Source organism: Achromobacter sp. JCM 18799, assembly GCF_055395645.1.
This window is the reverse complement of sequence record NZ_AP043866.1, coordinates 216,721-229,181: the sequence shown is the minus strand read 5'-3', so window position 1 is coordinate 229,181 and position 12,461 is coordinate 216,721. Positions and strand designations below refer to the sequence as shown.

General features: G+C 67.8%; 10 protein-coding genes. 5 read left to right on the top strand and 5 right to left on the bottom strand.

Features of this window, described 5'->3' with window-relative positions; translation table 11 throughout:
* Positions 1-9: 9 nt before the first annotated feature.
* Positions 10-336 (bottom strand): c-type cytochrome, encoded by a 327-nt coding sequence (locus ACZ5YA_RS01340; RefSeq protein WP_059380264.1) that lies wholly within the window; start codon positions 334-336, stop codon positions 10-12.
* 82 nt (positions 337-418) lie between these two features.
* Complete coding sequence (nirK, locus tag ACZ5YA_RS01335; protein ID WP_059380265.1) at positions 419-1,501, bottom strand: copper-containing nitrite reductase; 1,083 nt, start codon at positions 1,499-1,501, stop codon at positions 419-421.
* A gap of 156 nt (positions 1,502-1,657) precedes the next feature.
* Between nirK and ACZ5YA_RS01330 the strand changes: the two genes are divergently transcribed.
* The gene (locus ACZ5YA_RS01330) at positions 1,658-2,503 is read left to right on the top strand and encodes a Crp/Fnr family transcriptional regulator (protein ID WP_464091896.1); all 846 of its coding nucleotides are present in this window, start codon (positions 1,658-1,660) and stop codon (positions 2,501-2,503) included.
* Here ACZ5YA_RS01330 and ACZ5YA_RS01325 read toward each other — a convergent pair.
* Together ACZ5YA_RS01325 and ACZ5YA_RS01320 are read right to left on the bottom strand one after the other, a co-directional pair.
* Positions 2,500-3,375 carry a formylglycine-generating enzyme family protein gene (locus ACZ5YA_RS01325; RefSeq protein ID WP_118933753.1) on the bottom strand — a complete coding sequence of 292 codons (876 nt, stop codon included), beginning with the start codon at positions 3,373-3,375 and terminating at the stop codon, positions 2,500-2,502. The two genes, ACZ5YA_RS01330 and ACZ5YA_RS01325, sit on opposite strands and share 4 nt — an antisense overlap.
* Before the next feature lie 105 nt (positions 3,376-3,480).
* Complete coding sequence (locus tag ACZ5YA_RS01320; RefSeq protein WP_464092888.1) at positions 3,481-5,766, bottom strand: nitric-oxide reductase large subunit; 2,286 nt, start codon at positions 5,764-5,766, stop codon at positions 3,481-3,483.
* 239 nt (positions 5,767-6,005) lie between these two features.
* Here ACZ5YA_RS01320 and ACZ5YA_RS01315 point away from each other — a divergent pair, with 239 nt between their 5' ends.
* Both ACZ5YA_RS01315 and ACZ5YA_RS01310 read left to right on the top strand, forming a co-directional pair.
* Positions 6,006-6,464, top strand: a complete 459-nt coding sequence (locus ACZ5YA_RS01315; RefSeq protein ID WP_280015688.1) for a MarR family winged helix-turn-helix transcriptional regulator — start codon at positions 6,006-6,008, stop codon at positions 6,462-6,464.
* On the top strand, positions 6,461-7,165 hold the full coding sequence (locus ACZ5YA_RS01310) for an aspartate/glutamate racemase family protein (RefSeq protein WP_059380267.1): 705 nt from the start codon (positions 6,461-6,463) through the stop codon (positions 7,163-7,165). The genes ACZ5YA_RS01315 and ACZ5YA_RS01310 overlap by 4 nt, the downstream gene beginning before the upstream one ends.
* Before the next feature lie 10 nt (positions 7,166-7,175).
* On the opposite strand, the gene ACZ5YA_RS01305 is transcribed toward ACZ5YA_RS01310, so the two are convergent.
* Positions 7,176-7,886, bottom strand: a complete 711-nt coding sequence (locus tag ACZ5YA_RS01305; protein ID WP_464091895.1) for a Crp/Fnr family transcriptional regulator — start codon at positions 7,884-7,886, stop codon at positions 7,176-7,178.
* Positions 7,887-8,048: 162 nt separating this feature from the next.
* Between ACZ5YA_RS01305 and ACZ5YA_RS01300 the strand changes: the two genes are divergently transcribed.
* Positions 8,049-9,707: an acyl-CoA synthetase gene (locus ACZ5YA_RS01300; protein ID WP_059380269.1), complete on the top strand. Its 1,659-nt coding sequence runs from the start codon at positions 8,049-8,051 to the stop codon at positions 9,705-9,707.
* A gap of 39 nt (positions 9,708-9,746) precedes the next feature.
* Positions 9,747-11,516 carry an acyl-CoA dehydrogenase gene (locus ACZ5YA_RS01295; RefSeq protein ID WP_059380270.1) on the top strand — a complete coding sequence of 590 codons (1,770 nt, stop codon included), beginning with the start codon at positions 9,747-9,749 and terminating at the stop codon, positions 11,514-11,516.
* The last annotated feature ends 945 nt before the right edge of the window (positions 11,517-12,461 follow it).

Sequence of the window (12,461 nt, the reverse complement as noted above, 5' to 3'; positions counted from 1 at the left end):
GCGCGGCGGCTAGCGGGACGCGGCCATCATGAATTCCACCGCGGCCCTGAGCGTGGGCTCGTCCGCCGATGAGCCGCCGCGCGGCGGCATCGCGCCCTTGCCTTTGAGCACGGTCGCCAACAGCGCGTCCGCGCCCTGCGCGATGAATGGCGACCAGGCCTGCTTGTCACCCAGCCTGGGCGCGTTGGCGACCCCGCTGGCGTGGCACACGACACAGGCGGACTTGTAGAGTTTTTCTCCGGCAGGGTTGATGGCGGCCAGCGACTCGGCGCCCGCTTGCGGGACGGGCAGGCTGGCCAGCGCGGCGGCGAACGCGATTCGATAAAGCGAGGACATGGAATGGCTCCGGAAGGAAAATGCGTGACGGCGTGGCGGACCGATACGGGCAAGGCGCGCTGAGCGCGCCCTGCCGCAGCGCTCAGCGCGGGATCGGACCCGGCGCCTTGATCTGCTTCATCAGGTCGTCATTCCATTTGCCCTCGACCTTGATATGCCCGGCCGCGCCCAGTTCGAAGGCCTCGATCAGGTTGTGGTTCAGGTAGGCGTACACGCCGGGCTGCTTGAAGGTGTAGAGCGCGGCGCCCGCCGAGCCGCCGCGGATGAACCAGGTCTCCAGGTCCTTCTGCGGCGGATTGGCGAACTTGCCGGTTTCCCAGACCCAGTCGCCATGGCCGCCGATCAGATGCGGGCGCGTGTCGCGATTGGCCTGCGAATGGATCAGCAGCACCGTCTCGCCGACCTTGGCCGTGAGCGCGTTCGCCCCCGTCAAGGCCCCGACCTTGCCATTGAAGACGATATGCGATGGCGTCAGCGTGCGCATGACTTCGACCGTGTCGCCATAGCTTTCCGCCAAGGTCGCGTAGTCCTTGTACTTGCCGTTCGCGTCCTTGGGGATGTACAGGTCGAACTCGCCTATCGTGTAGGCGCGGTCGTAGCGCAGCGGCTTGCCCTGCGGATCCTTCAGGCCGTCGCGCGGCAGCACCATCAGCGTGCCGCTCATGCCCGCCACCACGTGCCAGGGCACCATGCCTTCGGGCGCACAGTGGTAGACGAAGGTGCCGCTGCGGTCCGCCTTGAAGCGCAGCGTGGCCTGCTCGCCCGGGTTCACGTTGGTGAGCTTGGCCCCGCCCAGCGCGCCGGTGGCGGCATGGAAATCCACGTTGTGCGGCATGGCGTTGGTGGCCGGATTGACCAGGGTCAGCTCGACATAATCGCCTTCGTGCACCACCAGGGTAGGACCGGGCATGGACCCGTCGAACGTCATTGCCTGCAAGGTCGTGCCCTTGTCATCGATGACCATCTTCTTTTCTTCGATGGTCATCGTGAATTCGATCACCTTGGGGCCCGAACGGGCCACCTGCTCATGCGGGTGGACCATGGGCGGGGCGACCAGCGCAACCTTGGCGCGTTCCAGCTGATCGGCGTTCTGGGCGGCGGCTGGGCCGCCCGCCATCGCTGCGATCAATGCCATGGCAAGCAAGGTGGGGCGCAAAGCGTTCATGTGCAACTCCTGTTCGGGTTTCTGCAACGCCGAGTCTGTCGGCGGTTCCATTGAAGGCCGGGCATCGCTCGTGTTCTTTGCTGTAGCGCAAACTTCGAACCAACCCGCGGCCCGGCGCGCATTGCCGCTGCGCGGATGCGATGTCACCATCGGGGCATGGACCCTCCACACGCTTCCGGGCGGCCTGCGGCCTCGTCGCCCCTGTGCCATGCCCTGCTCCGCAACCTGGATCTGTTCAGGCCCTTGTCCGATGCGCAACTGGACGCCGCGCTGCGCGGCGCGCTGCCCTGCCGCCTGGAGGCCGGCGCATTGGCCTATCGCCAGGGCGCCGCGGCCGCGCACTTTTTCGTGCTGCTGCATGGCTGTCTAAAGGTGGCGCAGCTGACGCCGGAGGGCGAACAAGTCGTGGTGCGCTACGTCCATCCCGGCGACATGTTCGGGCTGGCCTGCGCCATGCGGCAGCCCTGCTATCCCGCCACCGTGCAGGCGGTGCAGGAAAGCGTCTGCCTGGCATGGCCGGCCGCGGCCTGGGAACGCTTCATCGCCTGCCATCCCCAGCTGGGCGCGGCCGCGCTGCAGACCATGGGGCAGCGCCTGCAGGACGCCCACGTCCGCATCCAGGAACTGTCCACCGACGAAGTCGAACAGCGCGTGGCGCGCGCCATCCTGAGGCTGGTGCAGCAATCCGGCCAGCCCATGCAGGACGGCATCGGCATCGGCTTTCCCATCACCCGCCAGGACATCGCCGAAATGACCGGCACCACCCTGCACACGGTCAGCCGGCTGCTCAGCGACTGGAAGCAGCGCGGCATCGTCTCGGCCGGACGCAAGCGCGTGGTGCTGCGCTCGCCCGCCGCGCTGGCCCGCCTGGGCGAGCACGCCGCGCCCGCCGTGGACTGTTCGGCCTGCCTGTCCTGCCGCCAGGGATCGCCGGCCGCGGACGAGGCCTGCGACGCGAGCGCCGAGCTGGCCGGCGCATGGCGCGCAGGCAACATGGCCTAGCCGGGCTCCAGCACCAGCCGCAGACCCAGGTTCGCCGGCGGCACGCCTACCGAACACGCCCCGCCCTTGGGATCGCGGATGAAGTCGGGCAGATAGGCGATGTGCCTGCCCGCCGCGACGCGTATGCCGCAGTTGCGGCTTTCCTGTTCCTGCGCAGCGGTGACGCTTGCGCCATCGCGCAGCCCGTCCAGCACGCGCCGCGCATGGCAATCGTCAGTCCAGTCCCACACGCTGCCCGCCATGTCCATCAGGCCGGCGCGATTGCGGCCGTAGGCCCCAAAGGTCCGCACCGTGGCGTCGCCCTGCGCGCCGCGGCGGCTCTGCTGCTCGTATTCCGCCAGCCAGCGCTGCGCGGGGTCGCTGCCGCCTGGCAAGGCCGGCAAGGCTTCCTCGCGATAGGCTTCGCCCGCCGCGTAGACCCATTCCGCATAGCTGGGCAGGCGCAGGCGCCTGCCGGTGCGCTCGGACAGCCAGGCGGCATAGGCGGACGCGTCGGTCCAGCTGATGCCCACCGCCGGCAGGTCGGGCGCAGCCGCCTGGCGCTGTGCGGGGTCCAGCGGCTTGCAGCCGCCGGCGCGCACGCAGGCCGCGTAGTCGGCCTGGCTGACCTGCCGCGTCATGATGGCCAGGCCATCCGGGTAGCGCGCGCTGCGGGGCGCGGGCGTGGCGGGATAGCCGTTGCGCAGCGCCTCGCCCGGCGGCACGTAGCTCACCTCGCCCGGCGGCAGGCGCGTGATTTCCGGCAAAGCCAAGCGGGCCCCGTCCTGGGGCCCGCAAGCGGTCAACAGCAATAGAACAATGACGGTCGGCAGGATGCGCATGCGGCGGTGCTCCGGAATGCCCGCGCCGGTCGGGCGCGGGCTGGATTCCATTGGACCGGCTGCGGCGGCCGGGCTCTTTGCGCTGAAGCAAAGAGCCCGGCGCTTGCCTGGCGTCCTGCCGCGCAAGCGTGCGCCACGCCTGCGCGGGACGGGACGCTAGCCGCGCGCCGCCTTGGCCTGCAGGCGCGGCTCGGCCAGCGCGGGCTTGCCGCTCAAGAGGCCCAGGATCACCTGCATCACGATGGCCAGCGCGCCCAGCAGGAACACCACGTCGCCGAAGGTGCGGCCCCAACGCAGGTTCTGCAGCAGCTCCTGCTGCATGAAGCCTTCGCTGCGGGCGTACCACATGCCCTCGCTGACGCTGGCGTGGAACTGGATCAGCCCCACCGGCAGCAGGCTGGTGAAGATCATCAGCGCCAGGCCCAGGTTCATGCCCCAGAACGCCAGCTTCATCAAGCCGGGGCTCAGCGCATACTGCGGACGGATGTAGCGCAGCACCAGCAGGGTGAAGCCCAGCGCCAGGAAGCCATACACGCCGAACAGGGCCGCGTGCGCGTGCACCGGCGTCGTGTTCAGGCCCTGGATGTAGTACAGCGAAACGGGCGGGTTGATCATGAAGCCGAAGACGCCCGCGCCCAGCATGTTCCAGAAGGCCACGGCCACGAAGCACATCAGCGGCCACTTCAGGTTTTCCATCCAGGGCGCGCGGGTCTTCAGGCGCCAGTTCTCCCAGGCCTCATGCCCCAGCACGATGAGCGGCACCACTTCCAGCGCCGAGAAGCTGGCGCCGATGGCCATCACGGGCGTGGTGGTGCCGGCGAAGTACAGGTGATGGAAGGTGCCGGGTATGCCGCCCAGCATGAAGAGCGAGGCCGAGGCCAGGCTGGCGGTGGTGGCCATGCGGCGCGACACCAGGCCCAGGGTCGAAAAGATGAAGGCCAGCGCCGTGGTTGCGAAGACTTCGAAGAAGCCCTCCACCCACAGGTGCACGATCCACCAGCGCCAGTACTCCATCACCGTCAGGTGCGTGCGCTCGCCGTAGAAAAAGCCCGCGCCGTAGAACAGGCCGATGGCGCCCACCGAGGCGGTCAGCAACGCCAGCAGGTTCTTGTCGCCGCCCGGCGTGCGCAGCGCGGGCACGATGCCGCGCAACATCAGCACCAGCCAGAAGCAGATGCCCGCGAACTTGCCGATCTGCCACAGGCGGCCCAGGTCCACGTATTCATAGCCCTGGTGACCCAGCCAGAAGTTCAGGTCCGGCGGCATGATCTGCGCGATCGCGAGATAGTTGCCGGTGAACGATCCGACCACCACCAACACCAGCGCCCAGAACAGGATGTCGACCCCGAGCTTCTGGAATTTGGGATCGCGCCCACCATTGATCAACGGCGCAAGAAACAGACCGGCGGCCAGAAAACCCGTGGCGATCCAGAACAGCGCGCTCTGGATATGCCAGGTGCGCACCAGCGAATACGGGAACCATTGCGACAGGTCGATGCCGTAGAACTTCTGCCCTTCGACGGTGTAGTGCGCGGTGAAGGCGCCCAGCAGCACCTGGAAGCCGAACAGCGCCACCACCAGGAACAGGTACTTGCCCAGGGCGCGCTGCGACGGCGTCAGGGCGAAGGTGGTCAGCGGATCCTTGGCCGGCGCCAGCGGCTCGTCGTCTTCCTTGCCGCGCAGGAAGGCCCAGGCCCAGACCAGGAAGCCGATGCCGGCCAGCAGCACCACCACGCTGAGGATGGACCACATGACGTTCTCGGCGCTGGGCACGTTGTCGATCAGCGGCTCATGCGGCCAGTTGTTGGTATAGGTGACCGACTTGCCTTCGCGCTCGGTGGCCGCGGCCCACGCTGTCCAGAAGAAGAAATGCGTGAGCTGGGTGCGGCGCGCGGCGTCGGGCAGCGTGTTTTCCTTCATCGCGAAATTCTCGCGGCTGCGATGCAACGCGGGCGCGTCGGAGAACAGCTGGTCGTAGTAGGCCGCCGTCTGCGCCATGGCGCGCGCGCGCCGCGGGCTCACCGCCAGCGTGTCGGTGGCGGCGTCGCTGCGGTTGGCGCGGTACTCGGCCTTCAGTTCCGCGCGCAGCGCGGCCTGGGCGCCCGCGTCCAGCTGCGCATAGTCCCAGCCGTGCTGCTCGCGCGCGGCCAGGTCCAGCCAGGCCGTCAGTTCGCGATGCAGCCAGTCGGCCGTCCAGTCGGGCGCCTGGTAGGCGCCGTGTCCCCAGACCGATCCCAGCTGCATGCCGCCGACCGATTGCCAGGCGGTCTGGCCGTCCAGGATGTCGTCGCGCCCGAACAGCGGTTTGCCGTCGGTCGTCACGACCTGCCCGGGAATCGGCGGCGCCTGGCGATAGACCTCGCCGCCGTAGAAACCCAGCAATGCGAACGTGACCGCCAATACGGCGATCAAGGTGAACCATAATTTCCGATACGGACCCATGATGGGAACGCCCTCCAGTGTTGCGGTTTTGGGGTACGTACCCATATGCGAATTTCGTGCCAGGAAAAATCCCATGCAAATCAGGGCATTGCAATTCACCCGGTCTTTTTCACCATTGCCGGCCAGGGTATAAATCACCGATAAAGGGTCGTTTGGACCACGAAATGCCGGCGTCGCGCCAGGCGCCCGCCTCTTACAATCCCCGCTGCATTCCCACCTCTTTCAAAGGAACCGACCGCATGGCCAGGGGCAAGCCCGATGCGTGGAGCCTCTTCCTGACCGCGCATGCGCTGGTGGTGGAAGAAATCGAAAAGCGCCTGTCAGCCGCCGGCCTGCCGCCGCTGGCCTGGTATGACGCCTTATGGGCGCTGGAGCGCGCGCCTGACGGCACGGCCAGGATGTTCGAGATCGCCGAGCGCATGGTGATCGCGCGCTACAACCTGACGCGCCTGATGGACCGCATCGAGGCCGACGGCCTGGTCGAACGCTTCCGTTCGGACGAGGACCGCCGCGCCACCTACGCCCGCCTCACGCCCAAGGGGCGCGCGCTGCGCCGCGAGATGTGGAAGGTCTACGGCCCCGCCGTCGACGAACTGTTCCTGTCGCGGCTGCCGCAGGCGCAGCAGGACGCCATGGCGACAAGCTTCCTGGACATTGCGCGCCACGTGCGCGCCTCCAGCAAGGAGTCTGCTGAATGAACGCCACGCCCCTGCATATCGGCATCGTCGCCTGCTCGGCGGAAGGCGCCGCGCTTTGCTACCGCACGCTGTGCGCGGAAGGCGCCCAACGCCTGGGCCCGCACGCGCATCCGGAGATTTCGCTGCACACGCATTCGCTGGCGGATTACGTCGCCTGCCTGGACCGCGCCGACCTGGCCGGCGTGGGCGCGTTGATGCAGTCCTCGGCGGGCAAGCTGGCGCGCGCGGGCGCGGATTTCCTGATCTGCCCGGACAACACCATCCACCAGGCGCTGGGCCATGTGCTGCCGCAGTCGCCCCTGCCCTGGCTGCACATCGCCGAGGAAGTCGCGGCCGAGGCCCAGGCGCGCGGTTTGCGCCGCATCGGCATCCTGGGCACGCGCTGGCTGGTGGACAGCAGCGTCTATCCGGACAAGCTGGAAGCGCGCGGCCTGCAATGGCTGCGGCCGGCGGAACCAGACCGCGACACGCTGGCCCGCGTCATCATGGACGAGCTGGTATATGGCGTGTTCAAGCCCGAATCCGTGGCCCGGCTGCAAGCCGTGATCGAGCGCCTGCGCGAGGCTGGCTGCGACGCCGTGGTACTGGGCTGCACCGAGTTGCCGCTGGTGCTGAACGACGGCAATGCCGCCCTGCCCACGCTGGATTCGACCCGCATCCTGGCGCGCGCCGCGCTCAGCCGCGCCTTGCGCGGCGCCTGATCCGGCGTCTTCAGATCTGGTCCAGGCCGAATTGGCGCAGACGCTCCAGATCCAGCACCTTGATCTGGTTGTAGGCCAGCGCCAGCATGCCCTGGTCCGCCAGCACCTGCAGGGCCTGATTGACGCGCTGGCGCGACAGGCCCGTCAGATAGCCTAGTTCTTCCTGCGAGATCGCCAGCGTCAGATCGGTGGACGGATACAGGTGCGGATTGAACAGCTGCGCCAGCGACTGCGCCACGCGCGCGTCCGCATCCAGCAAACGGTGGTTCTGGATGGAAGCGATGAACTCGCCCATGCGGTTGTTCAACTGGCCGATGACGAAATGCGAAAAAGGCAGGCTGGCCGATAGCAGCGCATGGAAGGTGGCCGTAGGCACCAGCAACACCAGCGACGGCTGGATCGCCACCACGTCGTACTTGCGCAGTTCGCGCTTGATGACGCTGCCTTCGCCGAACCAGCCGCCCGGCGGCACGCCCGACAGGGTGCAGCTGCGGCCCGACTCGTTGTAGATGGCCAGCTTCAAAAGACCCGTATGCACGCCCAGCCAAAAGTCCGAGGGCGCATTGCGCCGCGCGATCCAGGCGCCGTTGGCCACGTGTTCGGCGCGCGCGGTCGCCAGCACCAGGTCCTGGTGGCGGGCCTCCAGCGCGTCGAACCAGGCGCAAGCCTCGAACAGGCCGGCCAGTTCCGCGGCGGAAACGATGTTTGAAACGTCGGACATGGGAATAACTGTGTAAAACTTGGGGAAGCCAGGTCGGCCGGCCGTCTGTCATGCAGGTGACAGACAGTATTTTCGGCGGCCCCGTAAGCTAGGGCAAGCGACGGGGATCAAACTCCCGGCATACGGATAAGGGACGCCTGCGCGTCCCAACTGGAGACAAGCATGAGCGGTATGTTCGACCGCGGCCTTGAGCGCCGCGACGCCAACTACGAAGCCCTGACCCCGGTGGATTTCATCGCCCGCGCGGCCCAAGTCTATGGCCAGCGCCTGGCCATCGTCCACGGCGAGGTGCGGCGCAACTGGGCCCAGACCTACGAGCGCGCCCAGCGCCTGGCCGGCGCGCTGGCGCAAGCCGGCATCAAGCGCGGCGACACCGTGGCCGTGATGCTGCCCAACATTCCCGCCATGGTCGAAGCCCATTTCGGCGTGCCCATGCTGGGCGCGGTGCTCAATACCCTGAACACCCGCCTGGACACGCCCAGCGTGCTGTTCATGCTGGGGCATGGCGAAGCGCAGGCGCTGATCGTGGACACCGAGTACGCCGAACTCGCCCAGCGCGCGCGGACCGAATTCCCGCACCTGAAGCTCATTTCAGTGCACGACCTGGAAAGCGCCCCGGCGGAACTGCCCGGCGCGGTCGATTACGAAGCCTTCCTGGCCGGCGCCCCCGCCCGCTACGACTGGAAGCCGCCCGCCGACGAATGGGACGCCATCGCGCTGAATTACACGTCCGGCACCACCGGCGATCCCAAGGGCGTGGTCTACCACTACCGCGGCGCCTACCTGAACGCCATCAGCAACATCCTCGAATGGGACATGCCCAAGCACCCGGTCTATCTGTGGACCCTGCCGCTGTTCCATTGCAACGGCTGGTGCTTCGCCTGGACGGTGGCCGCGCGCGCCGGGGTCAACGTGTGCCTGCGCAAGTTCGATCCGCAGACCGTGTTCGACCTGATCCGCAATGAAGGCGTCACCCATTATTGCGGCGCGCCCATCGTGCAGAGCGCGCTGGCCAATGCGCCGGCCGAGCTGCGCGCCGGCATCGACCACACGGTACGCACCATGGTGGCGGGCGCCGCGCCCGCGCCCGCCGTCATCGCCAAGATGCGCGACATCGGTTTCGAGCTGACCCATGTGTACGGCCTGACCGAGGTCTATGGACCCGCGGCCGTGTGCGCCCGCCAGGAAGCCTGGGACGCGCTGGACGAGGAAGAGCGCGCGCTGCGCAATGCGCGCCAGGGCGTACGCTACCACCTGCAGGCGGGCGTGTCCGTGCGCGATCCCGACACCATGGAAGAGGTGCCGGCCGACGAGCAGACCGTGGGCGAGGTCATGTTCCGCGGCAACATCTGCATGAAGGGCTACCTGAAGAACGAACGCGCCACCGACCAGGCCTTTGCCGGCGGCTGGTTCCGCACCGGCGACCTGGGCGTGATGACGGCCGACGGCTACGTCCGCATCAAGGACCGCAGCAAGGACATCATCATTTCCGGCGGCGAGAACATCTCCAGCATCGAAGTGGAAGACGCGCTCTATCGCCATCCCGCGGTGGCGGCGGTGGCCGTGGTGGCCATGCCCGACCCCAAATGGGGCGAGACGCCCTGCGCCTTCGTCGAGCTCAAGCCCGGCTGCAGCGCCACCGCCGAAGAGATCATTGCGCATTGCAAGCTGCTGCTGCCCGGCTTCAAGGTGCCGCGCGCGGTGCGCTTCGGCGAACTGCCCAAGACCTCCACCGGCAAGATCCAGAAATTCGAACTGCGCGCCGCCGTCGGCGCGACCCAGGCCATCGACGTGGCCGGTTCCGGCAAGAAGACCGGCTGAATTCCACGTCCCCAAATCCCATCCAGGAGCTCCGACGCCATGACGTACCAAGCCCCCGTGAAAGACATGCTGTTCGTGTTGAACCATCTTGCCGGCCTGCCGCAAGTCGCCGCGCTGCCAGGTTTCGAGGAGGCCACGCCCGACACCACCCAGGCCGTGCTGGAGGAATCCGCGCGCTACGCCGGCGACGTGCTGGCGCCGCTGAACCATGCCGCCGACCGTGAGCCCAGCTCCTGGCGCGACGGCGCGGTCACCACCTCGCCGGGCTTCAAGCAGGCGTTCAACCTGTACGCGGAGGCCGGCTGGCAGGGCATGACGCATCCGGTGGAATACGGCGGCCAGGGCCTGCCCGGCCTGATCGGTTCGCCCTGCTCGGAAATGCTGAACGCCGCAAACCTGTCGTTCGCGCTGTGTCCGCTGCTGACCAATGGCGCGATCGAGGCGCTGCTGACGGCCGGTTCGCCTGAACTGAAGCAGCGCTTCATCGAGCCCATGATTTCCGGACGCTGGACCGGCACCATGAACCTGACCGAACCGCAGGCAGGCTCGGACCTGGCCATGGTCCGCTCGCGCGCGCAGCCCGTGGGCGACGGCACCTACCGCATCTCCGGCACCAAGATCTTCATCACCTACGGCGAGCACGATCTGGCCGAGAACATCCTGCACCTGGTGCTGGCGCGCCTGCCCGACGCGCCCGAAGGCGTCAAAGGCATTTCGCTGTTCCTGGTGCCCAAATTCCTGGTCAACGAAGACGGCACGCTGGGCGCGCGCAACGACGTCCATTGCGTGTCGATCGAACACAAGCTGGGCATCAAGGCCAGCCCCACCTGCACGCTGCAGTTCGGCGATGCGGGCGGCGCGCTGGGCTATCTGGTGGGCCAGGAAAACCGCGGCCTGGACGCCATGTTCATCATGATGAACGCCGCGCGCTACGCGGTGGGCGTGCAGGGCGTGGCCGTCGCCGACCGTGCCCACCAGCACGCGCTGGCCTATGCCGCCGAGCGCGTGCAGAGCCGCCCGGTGGACGGCTCGTCCAAGGACGCGGTGCCCATCATCCAGCACCCCGACGTGCGCCGCATGCTGGGCACGATGCGCGCGCTGACGGAAGCCGGCCGCGCGCTGGCCTACTACACCGCGGGCCACGCCGATCTGGCGCACGCCAGCCCGGACGCCGAGGCCCGCAAGCGCCATCTGGCGGTGCAGGAATACCTGGTGCCCATCGTCAAGGGCTGGTGCACCGAAATGTCCATCGACGTGGCGAGCCTGGGCGTGCAGGTGCACGGCGGCATGGGTTTCATCGAGGAAACCGGCGCGGCGCAGTACTACCGCGACGCGCGCATCCTCACGATCTACGAAGGCACCACGGCGATCCAGGCCAATGACCTGGTGGGCCGCAAGACCCTACGCGACGGCGGCGCCGTCGCCCGCGCCTTGCTGGCGGAAGTCGGCAAGACCGAAGCGGCGCTGGAGGCCCGCAGCGAACCCGCCGCCCGCCTGATGCTGACGCCGCTGCGCCAGGCCCGCGCGGCGCTGGCCGACGCCATCGACTTCGTGCTGGCCAACGCCGCCAGCCGCCCCAACGCGGTGTTCGCGGCCGCCGTGCCGTATCTGCTGCTGGCGGGCACCACGTTTGCCGGCTGGCAGATGGCGCGAGCGCTGCTGGCCAGCCTGGACCTGCGCCAGGAAGACCCTGCTTTCCACGACGCCAAGATCGCCACCGCGCAGTGCTACGCGCTGCACAAGCTGAGCCAGGCGCCCGGGCTTGCGGCGGTGGTGCTGGGATCTGGAGAGTATGAAGTGCAGCCTTGACTGCCGACGATTGGCGTCAGGCGGGCTTGATACAAGGGGCGTCTGAGGCTTTGCGGCTTTCGGGGTTGCGTTCCAGTGCTTCGTAGGCCGCTCGTCGGCGCGGGCGCCTGAGTGGCGGGCGCCCACGATTGCGGTCCGGAGCGTTCGCTCCGGACTACCCCATCCTCATCCTCGTCACCGCCTTCGGCGGTTCCTTCGGATTCCGTCGGGCGCATCGAGGTTGCCCGCCACTCAGGCGCCCGCGCCGACGAGCTACTTGAATCTTGGCTTGGCGCGCTGCTGGAGCCGTGGTCAGGGACGATGCTTGTGTTGCCCGTCATTTTCGGCCGCGCGGGCGGCCGAAAATTACATACATAATTTTTTGAATTTCGAATGTGTTCGCTTGCGCGAATGCGACCAATGGTTTGCTAATGGCCCCTGCTCATGGGGAATGGGCGGTGATGGGTGGCGCGCGGCGAATAGCCGCTTGCGCATGCAGACCCGGACGCGCGCCACCCATCCGGCACCCGCGTTGAAATGACGATTGCTGGCTGACCCGCACGCTTCGCCATCAACCCGAACGCAGCGCCCACCAAATTCAAACCTGGCTCTCGCCAGCCGCACGCGTCACCACGAGAACGCCCCCACCACCCGCGCGCAGCGCCATCACGCGACGCAAGACACCACGTAAGCCCCAAGAGGCCGCCCGCGCGGCCGGCCTGGGGCGGGCCCCGCAAAACACGCCACCACCCCACCGACCGTGGCCAGAACGCCAAGCACACCGCCCGCCCCAACGCCCGTGAAGATTCAAGCAGCCGAGCCTGTCGCGGCGTGGGCTCGCGATGCGCGGGGCGTCGATAAGCCCGAGGGAATCTGAAGGAGTCGCCGAAGGCGAGGACGAAGATGACGAAGGGGAAGTCCGGAGCGAAGGCTCCGGACCGCAATCGCAGCCCCGCGCATCGCGAG

Excerpts from the sequence above, each read along its gene's own strand:
- ACZ5YA_RS01340 (WP_059380264.1), bottom strand. The coding sequence starts at position 336 with ATGTCCTCGCTTTATCGAATCGCGTTCGCCGCCGCGCTGGCCAGCCTG.
- nirK (WP_059380265.1), bottom strand. The coding sequence starts at position 1,501 with ATGAACGCTTTGCGCCCCACCTTGCTTGCCATGGCATTGATCGCAGCG.
- ACZ5YA_RS01330 (WP_464091896.1), top strand. The coding sequence starts at position 1,658 with ATGGACCCTCCACACGCTTCCGGGCGGCCTGCGGCCTCGTCGCCCCTG.
- ACZ5YA_RS01325 (WP_118933753.1), bottom strand. The coding sequence starts at position 3,375 with ATGGAATCCAGCCCGCGCCCGACCGGCGCGGGCATTCCGGAGCACCGC.
- ACZ5YA_RS01320 (WP_464092888.1), bottom strand. The coding sequence starts at position 5,766 with ATGGGTCCGTATCGGAAATTATGGTTCACCTTGATCGCCGTATTGGCG.
- ACZ5YA_RS01315 (WP_280015688.1), top strand. The coding sequence starts at position 6,006 with ATGGCCAGGGGCAAGCCCGATGCGTGGAGCCTCTTCCTGACCGCGCAT.
- ACZ5YA_RS01310 (WP_059380267.1), top strand. The coding sequence starts at position 6,461 with ATGAACGCCACGCCCCTGCATATCGGCATCGTCGCCTGCTCGGCGGAA.
- ACZ5YA_RS01305 (WP_464091895.1), bottom strand. The coding sequence starts at position 7,886 with ATGTCCGACGTTTCAAACATCGTTTCCGCCGCGGAACTGGCCGGCCTG.
- ACZ5YA_RS01300 (WP_059380269.1), top strand. The coding sequence starts at position 8,049 with ATGAGCGGTATGTTCGACCGCGGCCTTGAGCGCCGCGACGCCAACTAC.
- ACZ5YA_RS01295 (WP_059380270.1), top strand. The coding sequence starts at position 9,747 with ATGACGTACCAAGCCCCCGTGAAAGACATGCTGTTCGTGTTGAACCAT.